The sequence below is a fragment of the Chitinophaga sp. Cy-1792 genome, assembly GCF_011752935.1.
In the GTDB taxonomy this organism is placed as follows: Bacteria; Bacteroidota; Bacteroidia; order Chitinophagales; family Chitinophagaceae; genus Chitinophaga.
On sequence record NZ_VWWO01000001.1, the window covers coordinates 222638 to 243489 of the forward strand.

17 protein-coding genes are annotated in these 20852 nt (G+C 45.7%); 8 read left to right on the forward strand and 9 right to left on the reverse strand.

Annotation, left to right across the window (positions count from 1 at the left end):
- The first annotated feature begins 71 nt into the window (after positions 1–71).
- From eno to F3J22_RS00920, 6 genes are all read left to right on the forward strand, one after another.
- Complete coding sequence (eno, locus tag F3J22_RS00895) at positions 72–1364, forward strand: phosphopyruvate hydratase (RefSeq protein WP_167013362.1); 1293 nt, start codon at positions 72–74, stop codon at positions 1362–1364.
- A gap of 90 nt (positions 1365–1454) precedes the next feature.
- Positions 1455–1766, forward strand: a complete 312-nt coding sequence (locus F3J22_RS00900) for a septum formation initiator family protein (protein WP_167013364.1) — start codon at positions 1455–1457, stop codon at positions 1764–1766.
- Between the two features lie 108 nt (positions 1767–1874).
- On the forward strand, positions 1875–2090 hold the full coding sequence (locus F3J22_RS00905; protein ID WP_167013366.1) for a hypothetical protein: 216 nt from the start codon (positions 1875–1877) through the stop codon (positions 2088–2090).
- 82 nt (positions 2091–2172) lie between these two features.
- Positions 2173–2820, forward strand: coding sequence for an endonuclease III (nth, locus tag F3J22_RS00910; protein WP_167013368.1), 648 nt, complete (start codon positions 2173–2175; stop codon positions 2818–2820).
- Positions 2821–2945: 125 nt separating this feature from the next.
- Positions 2946–4169, forward strand: a complete 1224-nt coding sequence (locus F3J22_RS00915) for a nucleoside permease (RefSeq protein WP_167013370.1) — start codon at positions 2946–2948, stop codon at positions 4167–4169.
- 5 nt (positions 4170–4174) lie between these two features.
- Positions 4175–5365 (forward strand): Gfo/Idh/MocA family protein, encoded by a 1191-nt coding sequence (locus F3J22_RS00920; RefSeq protein ID WP_167013372.1) that lies wholly within the window; start codon positions 4175–4177, stop codon positions 5363–5365.
- Between the two features lie 73 nt (positions 5366–5438).
- Here the strand turns inward: F3J22_RS00920 and F3J22_RS00925 are convergent, their stop codons facing one another.
- The 3 genes from F3J22_RS00925 to F3J22_RS00935 form a co-directional block, all read right to left on the reverse strand.
- The gene (locus tag F3J22_RS00925) at positions 5439–5825 is read right to left on the reverse strand and encodes a hypothetical protein (RefSeq protein ID WP_167013374.1); all 387 of its coding nucleotides are present in this window, start codon (positions 5823–5825) and stop codon (positions 5439–5441) included.
- 10 nt (positions 5826–5835) lie between these two features.
- Positions 5836–6378: a DUF6134 family protein gene (locus F3J22_RS00930; RefSeq protein WP_167013376.1), complete on the reverse strand. Its 543-nt coding sequence runs from the start codon at positions 6376–6378 to the stop codon at positions 5836–5838.
- Positions 6379–6595: 217 nt separating this feature from the next.
- Positions 6596–8446 carry a 2-oxoacid:acceptor oxidoreductase subunit alpha gene (locus F3J22_RS00935; protein WP_167013377.1) on the reverse strand — a complete coding sequence of 617 codons (1851 nt, stop codon included), beginning with the start codon at positions 8444–8446 and terminating at the stop codon, positions 6596–6598.
- Between the two features lie 296 nt (positions 8447–8742).
- Between F3J22_RS00935 and F3J22_RS00940 the strand changes: the two genes are divergently transcribed.
- Positions 8743–9486, forward strand: a complete 744-nt coding sequence (locus F3J22_RS00940; protein WP_167013379.1) for a Bax inhibitor-1/YccA family protein — start codon at positions 8743–8745, stop codon at positions 9484–9486.
- 797 nt (positions 9487–10283) lie between these two features.
- Here the strand turns inward: F3J22_RS00940 and F3J22_RS30475 are convergent.
- The 6 genes from F3J22_RS30475 to F3J22_RS00975 all read right to left on the reverse strand — a co-directional run bounded on the left by F3J22_RS30475 (position 10284) and on the right by F3J22_RS00975 (position 20049).
- A complete protein-coding gene (locus tag F3J22_RS30475; RefSeq protein WP_240154977.1) occupies positions 10284–11654 on the reverse strand; it encodes a 2'-5' RNA ligase family protein in 1371 nt (456 codons plus the stop codon).
- 9 nt (positions 11655–11663) lie between these two features.
- Positions 11664–12932, reverse strand: a complete 1269-nt coding sequence (kynU, locus tag F3J22_RS00955; protein WP_167013381.1) for a kynureninase — start codon at positions 12930–12932, stop codon at positions 11664–11666.
- Positions 12933–13361: 429 nt separating this feature from the next.
- Positions 13362–16910: an efflux RND transporter permease subunit gene (locus F3J22_RS00960; RefSeq protein WP_167013383.1), complete on the reverse strand. Its 3549-nt coding sequence runs from the start codon at positions 16908–16910 to the stop codon at positions 13362–13364.
- Between the two features lie 20 nt (positions 16911–16930).
- Positions 16931–18061: an efflux RND transporter periplasmic adaptor subunit gene (locus tag F3J22_RS00965; protein ID WP_167013385.1), complete on the reverse strand. Its 1131-nt coding sequence runs from the start codon at positions 18059–18061 to the stop codon at positions 16931–16933.
- Positions 18062–18081: 20 nt separating this feature from the next.
- Positions 18082–19434: a TolC family protein gene (locus F3J22_RS00970; RefSeq protein WP_167013387.1), complete on the reverse strand. Its 1353-nt coding sequence runs from the start codon at positions 19432–19434 to the stop codon at positions 18082–18084.
- A gap of 3 nt (positions 19435–19437) precedes the next feature.
- On the reverse strand, positions 19438–20049 hold the full coding sequence (locus F3J22_RS00975) for a TetR/AcrR family transcriptional regulator (protein ID WP_167013389.1): 612 nt from the start codon (positions 20047–20049) through the stop codon (positions 19438–19440).
- A gap of 172 nt (positions 20050–20221) precedes the next feature.
- Here F3J22_RS00975 and F3J22_RS00980 point away from each other — a divergent pair, with 172 nt between their 5' ends.
- A complete protein-coding gene (locus F3J22_RS00980) occupies positions 20222–20830 on the forward strand; it encodes a DUF502 domain-containing protein (protein WP_167013391.1) in 609 nt (202 codons plus the stop codon).
- Positions 20831–20852 lie beyond the last annotated feature (22 nt).

Sequence of the window (20852 nt, forward strand, 5' to 3'; positions counted from 1 at the left end):
GCGCCCGTAATTGTGCTGATTATCAATATTTTACAATACTAGCCATATAACAATTTTTTAATTTTCGAACTATGAGTATTATTTCAGAGATCCATGCCAGACAAATTCTGGATAGCCGTGGTAATCCTACTATTGAAGTAGACGTAACAACTGAAGATGGTCACTTTGGCCGTGCAGCGGTACCATCCGGAGCTTCTACAGGTAAACACGAAGCAGTTGAGCTGCGCGACAACGATAAGAGTGTTTACATGGGTAAAGGCGTTCTGCAGGCGATTGCCAATGTAAATGAAATCATTGCTGAAGAACTCGTAGGCTGGGACGTTACTGACCAGGCTGGTATTGATAAAATGCTGATCGAACTGGATGGCACTCCAAATAAAGCTAAACTGGGCGCTAACGCTACCCTGGCTGTTAGTATGGCCGTAGCTAAAGCTGGTGCTGAAGTGTGCAACCAGGAGCTGTACCGCTACCTCGGTGGTGTGAACGCGTTCACCCTGCCTGTACCTTTGATGAACATCATCAACGGTGGCGTTCACGCTGATAACAAAATCGACTTCCAGGAATTCATGATCGTTCCTTTAGGCGCTGCTACCTTCTCTGAAGGTCTGCGTTGGGGCGTGGAAGTATTCCACCACCTGAAATCCGTTCTGAAAAAGAAAGGTTACAGCACTAACGTTGGTGACGAAGGTGGTTTTGCACCTGAAATCCAGAGCAACGAAGAAGCTATCGAAACTGTACTGGAAGCTATCAAAGCTGCCGGTTATGTTCCTGGTGAGCAAATCGCTATCGCACTGGATGCTGCTTCCAGCGAAATGTTCAACGACGCTGACAAAACTTACAAATTCTACAAATCTTCCCAGAAAGTTATCTCCAGCGATGAGATGGTAGCTTATTGGGCTGAATGGTGCGCTAAATACCCTATCGTTTCTATCGAAGACGGTATGGCTGAGGACGATTGGGCTGGCTGGAAAAAACTGACTGAAGCAGTTGGTGATAAAGTTCAGCTGGTAGGTGACGATCTGTTCGTTACCAACGTTAAACGTCTGAAAGAAGGTATCGATAGCAACACTGCTAACAGCATCCTGATCAAAGTTAACCAGATCGGTACTGTTACTGAAACGATCGATGCTGTTAACATGGCACACAAAGCTGGTTACACTTCTATCATGTCTCACCGTTCCGGCGAAACTGAAGATGTTACCATCGCTGACCTCGCTGTTGCACTGAACTGCGGCCAAATCAAAACCGGTTCTGCTTCCCGTACAGATCGTATGGCTAAGTACAACCAGCTGCTCCGCATCGAAGAACAACTGGGCACCAATGCTATTTACCCAGGTAAAAGCATCCGCTTCGGTAAAAAATAATCAGGATATCTCCTGAAAAATAATAAAAAGGGGTACGATTTCTGTCGTACCCCTTCTGTTTTTATTCAGTCCTAATTCGTAATTTGCAGTATGTCCAGCCTGAAATCCATAAAAATACCTTCATTCTTAAAGAATTTCTTCTTTATTACAGGCTGCTCATTCGTTATCTGGCTTGCCTTCCTGGATAAAACCAACCTGATGTACCAATACCAGTTCAGGGCGGAAGAAAAGAAGCTGGAAGCCCAGAAAGAATTCTTTATCAGTGAGATAAAGAAAACCAAGGAAGATCAGCAGGAGCTGTTATCCAGCCCTGAGAAACAGGAAAAGTTTGCCCGCGAGAAATATTTTATGAAGAGAGATGATGAAGATCTGTTTATTATAACCCCTGCTCCCCAACAGTAGCTGCTCTGCTATTGCAAAACATAAAAATTTATCTTAAATTAACAATAGATTTTGTATATCTGTCGTTATTAAAGCTGTTAACTTTATTTTACCACTAAACTGTATTGCATGAGTAATTTTACACTGTCTGTACTTTCTAACCTGTGTCTTGTTACTGCCAGCGACATTTCACACATACCACAGGAACAACCCCAACTCCGCCAGGAAGTGGAAGAAAACCTGGAAAATGTGAAAACAACTCTCAACAGCATTCACTACACACCCAGAAAAGCCACCCTGCAGCTAATCTTCGATTACGCCGCCAACAAAGAAAAGCAGGACTAGCTTCATTTATAGCACAACGTTATAGTAAATCTTTGCGGCCATCGCTAAAGACAGCATCCCATTTTTCTCTATCTTTACGCCCATGACCAAAAAAGAGCGCTACGCATTTGTTCTCGACTATTTCGAGACCCACGTTCCGAATGCCGAAACCGAACTGATTTACGATAATCCCTACCAACTACTGGTAGCCGTAATCCTTTCCGCACAATGCACCGATAAACGCGTTAATATGACCACGCCGGCCATCTTTGAAAAGTACCCGGATGTGGAATCGCTCAGTCATGCCACCTTTGATGAGCTCTTCCCGCTCATCAGAAGCATTAGCTATCCTAACAATAAAACAAAACATCTCATCGGCATGGCCAATATGGTCATCGATGACTTCAACGGCGAAATACCTTCCACCGTACCGGAACTGGTGAAACTCCCGGGCGTAGGCCGTAAAACCGCCAACGTCATCACCTCCGTGGTGCACCAGCAGCCTAACATGGCCGTAGACACCCACGTATTCAGGGTTTCCGCCAGGATAGGTTTAACCACCAACGCCAAAACGCCGCTGCAGGCCGAACAGCAACTCATCAAAAATATCCCGAAGGAAAAAATACATATCGCACACCACTGGCTGATATTACATGGCCGGTATACCTGCCTCGCCCGTAGCCCGAAATGTGGTGAATGTCCACTGCGACCTGCCTGCAAGTATTACCATCAACTGGTGAAAGCAAGCTGACATTCATAGAACCCGCCACCATGCAAACTTTTGAAACGCACCGCGTTTCTTTCGGTTCATCATTTTAATTGGTACCTCGTATCCAAATTTTATTATCTTAAACCACATTTTAAGATTATAACGTTATGAGGTTATCAACCCGATTGCAACTATCTTTCATGATGTTCCTGGAGTTTTTTACATGGGGCGCATGGTTCGTTACTTTAGGCACTTTCGTATTACACAACCTGAAGGGCACTTCTGACGGTGATATCAGCACGGCCTTTCTCACCCAATCCTATGGCGCTGTTATCGCACCATTTATCGTTGGTATCCTGGCAGACAGGTTCTTCTCTGCACAAATAATGCTGGGCGTTATCCACCTCGTAGGCGCGGTACTGCTCTGGTGCTGTGGCAGCACCACCGAATTCGGGGCGTTCTTCCCGCTGGTATTAACCTACATGGTATTGTATATGCCTACGCTGGCGCTGGTAAACGCCATCTCCTTCCGGCAGATGTCTGACCCAAGCAAAGATTTCTCCCTGATCCGTGTATTCGGTACCCTGGGATGGATCGTTGCAGGTAATATCATCGGATACCTCGGATGGGAACAAAGCAATATGCTGCAACTAACCTTTAAAATGGCAGCGATATCCTCACTGGCATTGGGACTCTATAGCTTTAGTCTGCCTAAAACGCCACCACTGAAAAAAGGCAGTAAAATCGATGTAAGAGAAATACTCGGACTCGATGCCATTGGCATGCTGAAAGACAAATCATACCTGATCTTCTTTATATCATCTATCCTGATTTCTATTCCCCTCGCTTTCTACTATAACTTCACGAATCCATTCCTGAATGAGATCCATATGAAAGCGGCAGCCGGGACGCAGTCGCTGGGGCAGGTTTCGGAGGTATTGTTCATGTTGATTATTCCATTCCTTTTCCGCCGGCTGGGTGTTAAATGGATGCTGGCAATAGGTATGGCCGCCTGGGGCGTACGCTATTTCCTGTTTGCGCATGGAGATATCGATGCAAAACTCTGGATGTTAATAATTGGTCTTTTGCTGCATGGCGTATGCTACGACTTCTTCTTTGTTACCGGCCAGATCTTTACAGACAGAAAAGCGGGAGAGAAATTCAAAAGCTCTGCACAAGGATTTGTTACACTTGCCACCTATGGCGTTGGTATGCTGATCGGCTTTTTGATCAGCGGGCCAATCGTCGGACATTTTAAAACAGGCCCTGATACCCACGACTGGCAATCTATCTGGATGATACCGGCAGCTATCGCAGTGACGGTACTCCTGTTCTTCATGATCGCTTTTAAAGACAAAGACAAAACTCAAACCAAGGTAATTAACTACTAAGTACTATGGCAAAGATAGCAATGCTGGGTTCCGGCTTTATCGGACGTTTTTATGCAGACTCGCTGCAGGGGCAGCGCAGCCGCGACAAAATTGTTAGCATCTATTCCCGGAGGGAAGAAAGTGCACAGAAATTTGCAACAGACTACCAGGTAGCACACTGGACTACTGTTATGGAAGAAGCCGTGGCCAATCCGGAAGTGGAAGTGGTATGCATCTCCCTACCTAACAACCTGCATGAGACAGCTGTAGATCTTTGCTGCAAGCATAAAAAAGCAGTTATCTGTACCAAACCTTTAGGCCGCACCGCAGCAGAAGCGAAACGTATGCTGGAAATGGTGGAAAAGGCCGGTATTTTCCATGGTTACCTGGAAGATCTTGTCTATACCCCAAAATTCCTTAAAGCGCTGGAAAGCGTTCAAAACGGGGCTTTAGGACGTATCCTCTGGGCGAAGTCGCGCGAAACACATCCTGGCCCTCATAGTGAATGGTTCTGGGATAAGGAACAGGCCGGCGGCGGCTGTATCCTGGACCTGGGCTGTCACTGTGTGGAAATCTCCCGCAGCTTTATCGGGAAAGATATTAAACCCGTAGAAGTAATGTGTTGGGCAGATACCCAGGTAAAACCTATTGATGCAGAGGACCATGCCATCGGACTCGTGAAATATGAGAACGGTGCTATTGGCCAGTTTGAGGTGAGTTGGACCTTCCGCGGCGGGCTCGATCTCCGTGATGAAGTAATGGGTACAGAAGGTACTATCTGGCTCAACAGCTTCCTGCGAACAGGTTTTGATATGTTTACCACCGGCAAGGGTGCGGATTATGTAGCCGAAAAAGCGGAAAGTAACTCCGGCTGGCTGTTTCCGGTTGGTGATGAACTCAACGAACTGGGCTACAACCATATGTTTACGGATATGTTCAACGCCATGGAATCCGGTAATGCAGCCAGGGAAACGTTCTACGATGGCTATGTGGTGAATGCCATTCTGGATGCCGCCTACAAGAGTGCAGCATCTAAGCAGTGGGAGCCTGTTCAGCTCGAAATATGGAGAGGAAAGGAAGGCATCTCCAAAGAAAAAACATCTACAGATTATGACGACCAATATTATCTCGTGAAAGAAGAGATGACACATTTTGGCGCCAAAAAACTGATTCTGAAAGATAAGACCACAGGTCAGATCATTGAGCGAACTGTGTAGTTATAACTGGTTTTTCATGTAAAGGGCAGCATTGTTGCCCGCATTCAGAAAGCTGAGGTTCTCCTCAGCTTTTTTATTTGTGTCCGATAAGGCCTTTAGAGACATAGAATTCAAAACCAGTATGTAACAGGAGCTTCACCTCTTGTATCAGCATTTCATCGGGTTTGCTGATATGGAAACAGGATTTGCCTTTTTGCAGTTTTTTGAGAGATGGCGGTATGTCCGTAAACTCTTCCGGATGGGAATAAATCGGGAAGAAATACAGGGCAGCATACTTCTCGTAAGCAGCTACGCCGGCAAAATACAAGGATGGATAATCTTTCCCGGAAAGTGTGACCTTATGGGGATAATACATATCATACCTGTTGTTTTTTCCATTAGCCTGCGGCGATAACGGCGGTACATAGTCATCCAGTAAAGCATGGATGGTGCTATAGATTCGTGGGATTACATCAAGCATAGGAGAATTCTCAACTGCTTTTTACAATGAGGGCTTTGCCGAATGTATGGTCTACTTCTACCTGTATCAGCGTACCGTTGTCGTATTTATAGACGTTACGCTTTCCTTCCGGCAGTTGCAGTTCATACGATCCGTTGCCCAGTGCTTTGATCGTCAGAAATTTGCCAAGGGATTCTGAAAATGTTCGGGTAACATGTTTAGGTTCATTGAAATAAAGATCTCCCACACAATGTAATATCTCCGTATTTCCAAGTACCTGACGTTCTCCGTTGCTTACGATGGTGTAGGCATTACCTTCCCGGCGGGTAGTGGTTTGCTTGTCCTCCCCGTTTTTGCCGGTAATACGGCTCGACCTTGCCTGTGTAAGAATATCATTTGTATACTCATTACTGATATCGCTGTTTACTTTCGAGAGCATCACCTGAATATGTGTTTTTATGGAGATGCTTTTCGACTGGCCGCTAACATTTCGCCGGGCTTCGATGGTGCCTACGGCATGGTTGGCGACTCTCACTTCATATGTGTTCGTTTGCGCGGTTAAAGGCAACGACATTACAGCTAAAAAAACTATGCATGGCAATACGCGAAAAAGGCTGTTCATAAACTAAAACTTAAACTGAGTAATCGGTCCGAAGAAGTAGCTGTAATATTCTTCGTATTGTTAATGTACAAAAAAATAAGCAGGAATTGCGATAATAAAAAAGGGCAAAGTGCATTAAATCTGCACTTTGCCCATAAATGATATGAACGTGTTATAATGTTCGTTTCAGTTAAGCCAGCATTTCTTTGATTTTGGTAACCAGTTCACTTTTGGTGATAGGTACACCCATGATCTTATTATATCCCTGTGCATCGATCAGGTATTGATCGCGGATAATTTTGATCAGCTGTCCGTTGTTGATTTCCGGTATCAGCACTTTATCGTAGCTATGCAGGATTTCGGCCAGGTTTTTAGGGAAAGGACGCAGGTGGCGGAGGTGTGCGTGTGCCACTTCATGGCCTTCTGCGAGGAGGTCGAGTACAGCGCTTTTGATAGCACCGTAGGTAGAACCCCAGCCCAGTACCAGTACTTTACCTTTTTCAGGGCCGATTTCGATTGTTTGCAAAGGAATATGATCAGCGATCCTGTCTACTTTTTCCTGACGGATTTTAACCATCTGCTGGTGGTTTTCAGGATCATAGCTAACGTTACCGGTGATATTCTGTTTTTCCAGGCCACCGATGCGGTGTTCGAGTCCTGGCGTACCTGGAACTGCCCATGGGCGAACGAGATTTTCGTCGCGCTGGTAAGGCAGGTAGGTTTCTTCTCCTTCTGCCAGTTCGGTTTTGAATTTCACTTCAATTCCCGGAAGGTCAGCAGCTTTAGGGAAGCGCCAAGGTTCAGCACCATTGGCGATATAACCGTCACTGAGGAAGATAACCGGTGTCATGTGCTGCAGGGAGATGCGGGTAGCTTCAAATATAGCTTCGAAGCAATCGGCAGGTGTGGAAGCAGAGATTACAGGCATCGGACATTCACCATTACGGCCGTAGTAAGCCTGGAGCAGGTCGGACTGTTCTGTTTTGGTAGGCAGACCAGTAGAAGGGCCACCACGTTGAATATCAATAATCAGTAAAGGAATTTCGAGCATTACGGCCAGACCCATTGCTTCACCTTTGAGGGCAACACCGGGGCCGGAGGTAGTGGTTACACCCAGATGACCGCCATAGGAAGCACCGATGGCAGAAGTAATACCAGCGATTTCATCTTCCGCCTGGAAGGTGCGGATACCGAAATTTTTGAGTCGGCTCAGTTCATGGAGGATATCAGAAGCCGGTGTAATCGGGTAAGTACCGAGGAAGAGCGGCAGACCGGCTTTCTGTGCAGCGGCAACGAGGCCGTAAGACAGGGCGGTATTACCGGTGATACTGCGGTAGGTACCTGGTTCCATGCGCGCTTTTTCGACGCGGTAGCGGGTGCTGAATGCTTCCACTGTTTCCGCGAAATTGTAGCCTGCGTGCAGTACTTTCAGGTTACTTTCGAGGATTTCCGGCTTTTTACCGAATTTATCACGGAGGAAATTCTCGGTATTTTCCATGTTACGGTCGTAGAGCCAGTAGAGGAAGCCGAGTACGAACATATTCTTCGCGCGGTCTTTCTCTTTCATACCCAGGGAACTTTCCTTGAGGGCTTCACGGGTCATTTTGGTAACATCCATTGTATGGAGCTGGTAATCAACCAGGGAGCCATCTTCCAATGGGTTAATCCCTTCCGGGTAGTTTGCCAGACGGAGGTTTTTAGAATCGAAACCATCGGTATTGGCTATGATGATACCGCCTTTTTTGAGGCCTTTCAGATTGGCCTTCAGTGCGGCGGCGTTCATGGCTACGAGTACGTCGCAGGCATCGCCGGGGGTGAATATACGGTTAGAAGAAAAATGGAGCTGGAAACCACTCACACCCGCCAAGGTACCTTGCGGGGCGCGGATTTCAGCAGGGAAATCAGGGAAAGTACTCAGGTCGTTTCCTATTAATGCGGTATTATTTGAAAACTGGCTACCTGTAAGCTGCATACCATCACCACTGTCTCCCGCAAATTTGATCACTACGTCCTCCAGCTGTTGAATCGAAGTATTTGGCATCTATTGATCTTTTTAGGTATTCTATATTAAGAGTGTAAATTTAGGTAATCGGCAGTTTCTAAACCCATTTATATCAGGCTATTCTGTGAATCTGCCCCTGCCCAGCACACAAAAGTACACAAAACGAGTAGACTATTCACATCAGAAACGTGCCATGCTATTACTTCTTGTTATGGGTGATAACCAGAAGTTATTTATCATAAAATGCTAATATTTCCACAAAAATTATATATCTGCTGGTTATCTATCAATGGGAATTAGTAAATTGGCATCAATTAAATTTAAACTATATTTCTATGGCACTATTTCAATCGAACAACCCTGTACTGAAACAAAGCATTTTCGATAGAGCTGCGCAACAGCAGGGAGAGGCCATGAGCATCCGTGGTACCGTTAACAAGATGTCATTTATGTTGTTGCTGTTAGTGGCAGCGGCAGTATTTTCCTGGGGCAAGTTCATGCTCGGTGGTGTAAGTATGGTCAGTGGCTATATGATTGGCGGTGGTGTTGGCGGTTTTGTCCTGGCAATGATTATCATTTTTAAGAAAGAATGGTCAGGCTACCTGGCTCCTGCATATGCCCTGGCAGAAGGTCTGTTCCTGGGTGGTATTTCTGCAATGTTCAGTCAGGCTTACAATGGTATCGTGGTACAGGCAATTGGTCTGACCTTCGGTACTTTTGCCGCGATGCTGATCCTGTACAAAACAGGTGTTATCCGTGCAACTGAGCGCTTTAAATCAATCATATTTACAGCTACAGCCGGTATTGCAATCTTTTACCTGGTGGCAATGGTGCTGCGTCTTTTCCATGTAGATATTCCATTGATCAATGGTGGTGGTATCGTTGGTATCGGTTTTTCACTGATCGTTGTAGCGATAGCTGCACTGAACCTGATCATGGACTTTGACATGGTAGAACAGGGTGTGGCACAGGGAGCTCCTAAATACTTTGAGTGGTATGCATCCTTTGGTATGATGGTAACCCTGGTATGGTTATACCTGGAAATCCTCCGCCTGTTAAGCAAGTTGAACAGACGTTAATATTTTTAGAAAGAATATTGCAAAAAGCCTCCTGACCGGGAGGCTTTTTTTATGCCTGTTACAACGCTAAAAGTCAGTATAGGTGTGAAATACCGGGTAGCCAGCCTCCTGGTTTACCGGCTGTAATTCATTCACAAATCTGTTAATATCTTCCAAAAGAATTGTTAAAGCACAAAATATCAATCCTTTATGGCACCGTAATTGCAAAATTATCATCAGAAAGCAATTAGTACAATTATAGCCAAAGAGCAATAGTTGGTTTTCATAGGGGTTAATCAAAAAGCCGGTTCCGTACTTCTGCACGGCCGGCTTATTTTTTTCTTCGCATATATGATTAGCTATCCTTACAAATAACTTCACTTATACAGGTATTTAATTTTCCGATCCAATTGTTAAAAGCTGATTAATCTCTCCCGGGGGATAGGGGTAAATGGAAAATGAGCCGTCATTTAAGAAAGCATATGACAATTACCAAACCTACACGCATGAACAGGGTAGCAATCATAACCTATGCGGGATTGGGTATCGGATGGCTTTTGATGATGTCAGTAATTTTCAATTGTATTCTTGTATAGCAGGCGGTTTGGCTGTAAACTCCGCTTGTTGTCAGGGAAGGACATGTACGGTCCGGGTTTTATAAGGTTACCCGGCTTATTAAGGGATTAATGGACAGGCTTTTATTTATCGTGGCATCAACAAATGCAGCATTGTATATCCTCCATCTGTTACGCTGTTAAAAACAAAAATGGTCTCTACCGGGTAGAGACCATTTTTTTATTATTTAAGACGGGCAATTATCATGCACCACCGAGTTTGCATTTCTGCAGTACTTCCCATGATTTGCCGTTGTGGCGGAGGAAGTACAGGTTATTCACCTTAAAGCTGGCAGTATACTCTTTGTTTTCGTATTCTGGCCATGCTTTGTTGAACTGGTCATCGTCGAGGTCTTTGAAGGCCACGGTAACGTGTGGAGTGAAACCGGTACGTGCGAGCATGGTACTGAATCCAAATTCCTTACGCAGGAAGTTGATCAGTTGACGGTGCATTGCAGACATAGTTTCGCTTTTTTCCACGTTGATGAAGAGAACGCGGTTTTGTTTGTTCGGGAATGTACCGAAGCCGTTGAGTGAAACTTCGAAAGGCGCCTGTGTTTTAGCGAACTCAGTCAGTTCATCACAGAATGCTTTTTCGAGTGCCGGATCAGCGGTGAAAGGTACCTGCAGGGTAATATGTGGCAGTACTTTGAGTGCGTACAGCGGGCCATATTGTTCTGCAAATTCCTGTTTGATTTTTATGATTTCTTTACCTACTTCTGCAGTTGGCAGGAGTGCGATAAAGTATATTTTGTTATCAGGTTTAGGTTCACGGTTGAACGGTCTTCTTCCCTGCATAGGGCGTCCGCCGCCGCCGCCGCGATCGTAGCCACCGCCGCCACCGCGGTTGTAACCACCACCACCGCCACCGCGGTTATAACCACCACCACCGCCGCCGCGATCGTAGCCACCACCGCCACCGCGGTTGTAACCACCACCACCGCCGCCGCGATCATAGCCACCGCCGCCGCCGCCACGGTTGTAACCACCGCCGCCGCCGCCGCGATCATAGCCACCACCGCCACCGCGGTTGTAACCACCACCACCGCCGCCGCGATCATAGCCACCGCCGCCATTGCCGCCGCGATCGTAGCCACCACCGCCACCGCGGTTGTAACCACCACCACCGCCGCGATCGTAGCCACCACCGCCACCGCGGTTGTAGCCACCACCACCGCCTTCACGGTTGTAGCCACCACCGTTGTCACGGTTGTAACCACCGCCGCCTTCGCGGTTGTAGCCGCCACCGCTGTTATCGCGGTTATAGCCTCCACCACCTTCACGGTTGTAATTGTTTCCTCTGTCGTAACCACCGTTTCCACGGTCGTAGCTTCCGCCGCCTTCGCGGTTATAGCTGTCACGATTGTTGTAGTCGCGCTGGCGATACCCGCCATCACGGTCTCCATTGTACGGTGGACGGCCTTCGCGGTCCCCGCTGTTGTAGTCGGGTTTTCCACCCTCCCGCTCACTGTTTAAGTTGGGTTTGAAGTCACCTCTCTCCTTATTGGGATCATTCTCTTTGTTGGTATCAGAAGAGTAGGGCCTGCGGGGGCGTTCGTTTCTCTCAAAATTCATCTTACTTAATTAAGCGTTTGAAGCAATATTTGCTATGATTTCATAAAAATGAAACACATCCTGATAAGAGTTGTACATGGGAGCCGGGGATACCCTGATAACTCCGGGCTCTCGCCAGTCTATAATAATACCGGCATCCGTTAGGCGTTGATGTATCTCTTTACCTTTATCCTTGAACAACAAAGATAGTTGTGCGCCACGTTCATTACAATTATTAGGTGTAATTATTTCGAAATTTATGCCTTTGAGTTGCTGTAGCAGGAACTCCAGGTAGTTGGTCATTCCTATACTTTTGGATCTTAAAGCGCCGATACCGGCTTCTTCGAATAATTCCAGGGAGGCTTTTAAGCTTACCATGTTAAACACCTGGGCGGTGCTTTGTTGCCATCCCTCAGCTGAATCTTTAGGCACAAAACCTTTCTCCATTTTAAAACGTACGCTCTCTTCGTTGCCCCACCAGCCACCTAAGCGGAGGAATCCGCGGTTGCCGGAATGTTTTTCGTGCACAAATGCGCCTCCTACAGCGCCAGGGCCTCCGTTCAGGTACTTATAAGAGCACCATACGGCAAAATCTACGTCCCAATCGTGCAATGCTACCGGAATATTTCCTGCTACGTGCGCCAGGTCAAAACCTGCATAGGCTCCAACTGCATGTGCAGCGGCCGTTATAGCGGATATATCAAAAAATTGTCCGGTATAATAATTTATTCCACCAAATAAAACTAATGCTAAACTATCACTTTCCCTGTTAATAATATCTAAAATATCTTCAATTCTGATTAAATTCTCTCCGGGCCTTGGGGAAACTTCTATAATCGCATCTGCCGGTTCAAATCCGTGAAATCTAACCTGGGTTTCTACCGCATATTGGTCACTCGGAAAAGCTCCTGCTTCCATTAACACTTTAAACCGCTGTTTGGTTGGCCTGTAAAAACTTAACATCATGAAATGTAAGTTAACAGTCAGTGTATTCATTACTGTTAGCTCCTTCTGACTCGCTCCAAGGATCGAAGCCAGCGGCCCACTGCAGTATTGCTGATAATATAACCATGGATTTTTTGCACGCCAGTAACCCTCTACCGCAAATTCCTGCCAGTCCGACAATTCCTGATCTATTGCTGCTTTAACCCGTTTTGGCTGTAAACCGAGGGAGTTACCACATAAATATATCGCGTCCTTTCCATTTCGCTGAGGAAAATAAAACTGCTCTCTGAATCTGTTTAACGGATCCTGCTGGTCCTGCTCTTTAGCATATGCTATCGATGCTACGTACTCCATGGTCTTCCAATCTCTTTTAATGGCTTAATGGCTGCTTATTAGGCTAATTTCTCTTACCCGCTAAAATCTAAACTTTCTTAAATCTTTATTATTAACACTTATTTCTTAACTCTTATTATATCTCTATTTCTTATCTCGTAAACAGGCGAACAGGTATAACTGTTTAAAATCAGAATGTTTTCATTGGTAATCACTTATTTACGTGGTTACACGGTAAGGATATAAAAGGCTAGTAACGTGAAAAACTATCTGAAGAATCAAAAGTAATAAAGGCTGTCCAATTCAGGGCTATTCCAAATGTTAAAATTTGTTAATGAGATTAAATTTAATTTCCTTATCCCAAATGTAATAAAAAAACCGTCCCGAAGAATCAGGACGGCGACTGTTAACCTACAACTGTTACACTGTATATAAAAATTTCGATTTTTACTAATTCATGGTCACTTTATCGAGCTTCGGGGGGTGCGCCTGCACTCCTTCTTCCTGTTTACCGAAGAAATGATAAGGCTTCGGGCTCTCATATGCCGGATCATGCAGCTCACGGACGGTTTTCTTCGACATAAACAACTTCAGGATCAGCACCAGGAAAGGCACATATTTCAGGGCACGGGGCAGGTTATACCTATCCAGCACGTCTATGGAACGTTTGTTCATGGCATACATCACCGGTACCAGCACCAAAGTCAGGAAGGTCGCAAAAATCAACCCAAACACCATCGTCCAGGCCAGCGGCCCCCAGAAGGCCACGTTATCACCCCCGAAGTAAATGTTAGGCTGGAAATGTGCAAAAAGCCCTTCAAAGTCAATATTGAACCCTACCGCAAGGGGTATCAGCCCCAGAATAGCCGCAATGGCTGTCAGCAACACCGGCGTCATACGGGTTCCGCCCGCTTCCACTACTGAATCATACACTTTACCATCCTGCTGGATCAGCAAATCGGTAAATTCTACCAGTACAATACCATTTCTTACCACTATACCTGCCAGCGCCATAATACCCACACCGGTCATTACAATGGAGATATCCATACCGAAGATGGAGAAGCCCAGGAATACCCCAATGATACTAAACAGGATCTCCAGCATAATAATGGCCGGACGACCAATAGAGTTAAACTGGGTCACCATGATCATCAGCATCAGGCCAAAGGCACCTACCATCGCCAGCATCAGGAAGTTCATGGTTTCCATCTGGTCTTCCTGCTCCCCTGTCATCTTAATGGACACATTGCCCGGATGAGAGAAGTCTTTCAGCGCCGTCTGGATATCCTGCACTACCTGATTGGCATTGTAGCCGGTCAGGACGTTGGAATAAATGGTGATCACACGCTTCTGATCGATACGCTTGATACCTGCATAGGTATTGGAATATTTCACATCGGCAACGGCGGACAGTGGCACCTGTCTTACAGCCCCGCCCATATTCATATCACGGTAAACGATATTGAGGTTCATCAGGTTATTAATATTATTACGCTGATCTTCTCTCAATCTCACCATAATCTTAAACTCATCCTTGGCATCCCTGATCTTGGATGCTTCATCGCCAAACAAGGCGTCACGGAGTGCCTTACCGACAACACCAGTGGAAATACCTTCCCTATTCGCCCGCTGCCTGTCTACCGAAACAATCACCTCCGGCTTATTATCTTCAAAATCACTCTTTAACTCTTCTACTCCATCTATATGTAATGAGTCCAGATAACGTTTAAGCCTAAACGAAGTCAGCGTCAGATCGCCAAAATCATCTCCCGATACTTCTATATTAACAGGTTTACCTGTTGGCGGACCGCCCTGCTCCTGCTCTACGGTGATATTAGCGCCAGGAATTCCACGTACCGCACTTCTGATCTTATCCAGATACTGAACAGTAGAAACACCATGCCTTGCGCCGAACTCAACAAAAGCTACTGTCACCTTACCTTTCTGCGGCTGGGTACTAAGGTCCATTTCGTTCGCATCTCCTGCTCCTTTGGCCACATTGGAAATAATAGATTCAACGATCGGGTTGTTGGCACCAACTACTTTGGTGATCCTGTCTTCAACCACATGTGTGATGGAATCGGTATATTTCTGGTCGGTTCCGTTTGGCAACTGGATATAGGCGTAAATGAAGTTAGGGTCAGCCTGTGGGAAGAACACCACTCTGGGACTACGTATAGCCGTTACCATTATACTGAATATCAGCAAACCGAATGTACCGGTGAGGATCCATACAGGCCTCCAGCCCACCAGGCACCACTTCAGAATACGTTTGTAACGCTCCTGTACCTTTGGCCAGGCGGTATGCTGGAAATGACGGGCTACTCCACCCAGCCAGAAATGCTCCAGCATAATCATCGCGTAAGCGAATATTACAAAATTACCTACACCAGGACTGTGGTTTACGTAGGCGAGCAATGCAATTACTGCAAATATTGCCGTGAGAATTTTCAATCGTTTATTGAAAGTTGGCTTAGGATGATTTTCTCCTTCATGTCTGTTCATGAAATCCACCGCAAATACAGGGTTGATCAGGTATGCTACAACAAGGGATGCGCCCAGTGTAGTGATCAGCGTTACCGGCAGGAAATACATGAATTTACCAATTACGCCAGGCCAGAACAGCAATGGCACAAATGGAGCAAGTACCGTCAGTGTACCGGACAATACCGGCAGGAAAACCTCTCCTGCTGCAAGTTTGGCTGCCTTGACGATACCCAGTGATTTATGTTCGTAGAAAATACGGTGCACGTTTTCAATCACCACGATCGCATCATCCACCACTATTCCCAATGCCAGCAGGAAAGAGAACAGCACCATCATGTTTAACGTGAACCCATATACGGGCATCAGCAGGAAGGCGATGAACATGGAAATCGGTACTGACAACGCCACAAAGATGGCGTTTACCGCACCCATGAAAAACATCAGGATAATGGTTACCAGTACGAAGCCGATGATGATCGTGTTGATCAGGTCATGTAACGTAACACGTGTTTTTGTAGACTGATCGGCAGTAATGGTAACATCCAGGTTTTTAGGGAAATTGTTTTTCACCATATCATCCTTGATGGCCCTGATTTTATCAGATGCATCGATCAGGTTTTTACCACTCTGTTTGATGACGTTCAGGGTAATTACGTTCTTACCACGCAGGCGTGCATAGCTCTCCTGTTCCTCGAAACCATCTACTACGTCTGCAATATCACGGAGGTATACAGTGGCGCCAGACTGGCCACGGACAATAATATTACCAATCAGTGAAGGGTCTTTATATTCACCTTTTACACTGAGCGTACGTTTTTGCCCATCCATGCTTACGAGGCCGCCGGAAACAGTAACGTTCTCGCCGGCGATCGCCTGTGAAACGTCACCGATACTGATCCTGGCAGCATCCATTTTATATTTGTCCAGGTTGATCTGAATTTCTCTTTCCAGCGCTCCTACTACATCTACACGGGTAATTTCATTCAGCGCTTCAATCCTGTCTTTCATATCATCTGCATAACGCTTCAGTGTTTGCAGGTCATAATCACCGGACAGGTTGACGTTCATGATCGGGATCTGTGAAACATCGATTTTGGTAATCTGCGGTTCCTGTGTAAGTGCTTTGGGCAGGTCTTTCTTGGCATCATCTACCTTTTCTCTTACCTGTTGCCGGGCCGATTCAATATCTTCATTTGCATTAAATTCGATGTTGATCATAGAGAAATCCTGCATGGATGTACTCTTGATTTTTTTCACACCGGAGATACCATTGAGTTGTTTCTCAATAGGTTTGGTAATCAGTGTTTCAATATCTTCCGGCGACGTACCGGCATTTACAGTAGTGATGATAAATTGTGGGAACACTACTTCCGGGAACTGCTCTTTGGGCAGATTTATATAGGACAGGATACCTGCCAGGGCAATGAACAAGGTAGCAACGTATATGCTTACCTTATTGTCTATGGCCCAGCTGGTAGGCTTAAATTCCTTAATGAGATTGTCTTTCATAAACTTGAATTAGCAGTGGCCTAGGATTTAATCAGATCATTATCGTTGAGTCCCTGGTACCCGGTGGTAACGATTTTATCGCCCGCCTGGAGACCGCCTTTCACTTCTGCCTTATCGTTATAAGTTCTTCCCAGTTCAATATCCCTGCGTTTGGCAACTGTTTTGCCGTTTTCATTCTGTGCGGTAATCACATAAGGCTTTCCGCTGGAATACTGGATTACCCCTACCGGGATAACGATCGCCGCATTGGCGGTGTAGTCGATGATCCTGAGTCGTGCGATCATGTTAGGACGCAATGCAGGATCAGGTTTCAATGCTACTTCCACATTGATGGTACGGCTCAGCGGGTCAATAGTACGACTGGCAAACCCGATATTGGTGCGGATTTCCTTCTGAATATCCGGGAAGTTGAGAATTACGGGGCCGCCGGTCCTTACCATCCCTGCATAGGCTTCTGCCACGCTGGCTTTCACTTTCAGGTTATTGGCATTTACTACGCGGAAGGCCGGAGAACCTGGAGCAGCGTTATCACCAACTTTGGCGATAACAGCATCAACAGAACCGCTGATAGGCGCGATGATACGTGCCTGTGCCAGCTGGTCCTGCATGGTAGCCAGTTTTTTCTCCAGTGATTCCTTATTATTTTTTGCATTCAGGTATTGCAGTTCAGAGCCGATTTTCTGGTTCCAGAGGTTCTGTTGTTTGGAAAATAATGTATTCGCAAGATCCAGCTGGGTGTGGAGTTCAGCGATGCTGGCTTTCAGCAGCTGATCATCCACCTGTGCCAGTACCTGACCTTTTGCAACGGATTGTCCTTCTTTTACATAGATTGCTGTGATGATACCCATTGTCCTGGAAGAAACGTTTACATTTTCACGTGCATCCACGCTTCCCTGAACATCGATATAATGTTCAAAGAGAGAAGCTTCTACAGGTGCTATCACAACATCTTTCACTCTGGCACTGTCGCTGACGCCCAGGTCTTTTTCCAGTGCAGCGATTTTCTTATTCACATCCTCCAGGTATTTCACCTTATCTACTTTCAGCTGTTGTAATGCTTTTTCCTTTTCGGCTTTGGAATCCGAATGTCCGCCGCAGGCAGCTATGGTAACAGTGATCAGCGGCAACAGAAAATAATGCTTGGTATTCATATAGATGGAGATGAAAAGATTTATAGTTTACCGTATGCTTTCATGAGTTCTATCTTAGCAACGATAGCATTAAAAAGCGCGGTGAAATAATTGTTTTGAGCAGTGAGGAGATCGCTTTCAGCGGTACTCATTTCCAGGCTGGAACCTACGCCCTCTTTGTATTTGGTACGTGTGGTAGCATATACGTCTTCTGCCAGTGCCATATTTTTTTCCTGTGCCTGCAGGGTGAGTACGTTATTTTTGAAAGTAGAGTTGGATTGTTCTCTTTCCAGGTCTATGGCCAGTTTCAGGTTATCCATCTGTACATCGGCCTTTTTAACTGCCAGCTGTGCCTGATCTACCTGGCGGCGGCGTTGTAAACCTGTGAAGATGGGAACAGAGAGATTGAGGCCGGTATTAAGGTACCCGTACCACATCTGTCCCTGGAAATAATCGAACTTGTCACTACCTCTCATGGCGCCGGTGGCAGCGAACAGCTGTAAGGACGGCAGGCCTTTGAGTTTATATCTTTTAAGATCATATTCGAGCGCGTGCTTCTGTGTTTCCAGCACCTGATATTCGATGCGCTGTTCGTAATCGAATTTATCCAGGTTGGCAACATCCGCTACGATCTGTTCAGTCGATAGTGTATCCGTTAACGTTATAGCCTGTCTGAGTGGCATACCCATCTGATATTTGAGTGCTGCCGTGCCGAGTTCCAGGAGGTTGACGAGTTTGGTTTGTTCTGTCTGCAGGTTCGTATATTGTACACGGAGTCTGTCTACATCCAGTTTTTCTACTAATCCGTTCTTATATATCTCGCTGGTTTCGTTGAGTAATTTCTCCATGGTATGGATAGTACCGGAGAGAATTGTCAGGGCTTTATTGGCGGAGAGTACGTTGTAGTAAGACTTGTAGACATTTTCTCTTACGTCGATTTCAGATTTGGTAACATTCTTCATTACCAGGGATTCCAATGTTTTACGAGCCTGTAGGGCAACGAGTACGCTGGGATCGAACAGTGTCTGCGTGAGCCTTACTTCTCCCATGAGGTTTTGTGGCAGCTGGAAGGAGGCATTAATAAAGGAATCTTTTGGCTGTCCTAAGTTTTTCAGGTTAAACTGTTGTTTCTGAATGTACGGGTTGTATTGGTATTGGCCGGTACCGTTGACGGTGGGTAGTGCCATACCGCTGACTTCTTTATTTTTTGCCAGCTGGATGAGTTCATCCAGTTTGGCTGTTTTAATAGAAGCCTGGTTGGCCAGTGCATAATCAACAGCTTCTCTGGCTGATAACCGGATGGGTTCCGGGGAAGGCTGTTGTTGCGCATGGGCCGTTGCGAAAGGAATCAGCCACACCAGCGATAAGCAGGTGAGCCTGTAAAAGAGTAGCATAGTTTATATGTTTTGCGATACTAGTTTATACTTTTCGATCAGCTTATATCCTTTAAGGGAAGCCACTCCGTATAAAAAATTCTCCAGCAATACTCTCTGCACTTTATTCATGTCGTGTTCACCTGGGAATGATGCCGGCTGAAAGCACAGCATACAGGCATGCACGCGGTAATTCGTCAGGATACGGATATCAAGGTCGGGGCGGTACAATCCGTCCTCAATGCCTCTTTCAAGGTTTTGGCGCACCATTGCCATGAGATCATTCTGCTGATAGTCAATGAAAACCTGGTATGCTCTGGCGTGAAATTTCTGGAGATCGTGGATAATAACCGGGTTGATATTTCTAAGTCTGTTATCTACCATTTCCATTACCAGGAACATTTCCTCTATAGCATCAGCGGACCGTTGTTTATCTGCGTGACACTCTTTATGGATTTGCATGATGAATCCGGAGATCGTCTGATATACCAGGTCGTCTTTATCGGTAAAATGAGCGTAGAGTGTTTTCTTTGAGATGCCCATTTTTTCTGCGATATCGTCCATGGTAATGGACCTTGTACCGAATTGGCGGAACAGGTTGAAGGCTGTTTCCATGATGCGTTCATGTACTTCCATATGAGTTTTTTGGTGCTAACCGGATAGTGAATGCATATCAAAACTATGGAAACTTTTTAAACTACCAAAGTTTCCAGTAATATTTTTTAACATGTTATAACATATATTAAGGGATTGTAAAAAGCGGCAGCATTCATCATTATTGAGTAATTTGCGTACTTAATTATTGACCATGTCGCCAAAGCTTAGATTAAAAGTATTTGCATCGCGTATACTGCGATATTTCTTTCAGGGATTACTGATCCTGGCGCCGATTGGTATTACAGCCCTTACGATTTATTGGGCCTTCATGACGATAGACAACCTGTTACCCAGGGATTTAATTCCCGGGGATGCGCCATATAACTTTCTCCGTTTTAAGGGGGTTGGATTTGTGGTGGTATTGCTGTTGATTATAATAGTAGGCTATCTGAGTTCTTCGTTTATCATTGGCCGTATATTCGATTTATTCAGTCATTTGCTGGAGCGCACGCCATTTATCAAATACATTTATACTTCTATTAAAGATGTGTTTGATGCATTTGTAGGTGAGAAGAAGAAGTTTGACCATCCTGTGCTGGTACAGATATATGGGGAAGATGTCTGGGAGATGGGATTTATTACGCAGCCGGACGTGAGTAGTTTCGGGCTGGAGGATTATATGGCGGTGTATGTACCTCATGCCTATGCCATTACAGGTAAGGTATTTATGGTACCTAAGCGAAAGGTGAAGCAGCTGACGAATATATCTGCCGGCGATGCGATGAAGTTTGCTGTGAGCGGGGGTGTTACCAACATTTAAGTTTTTGGGCCGGGAAAAATTT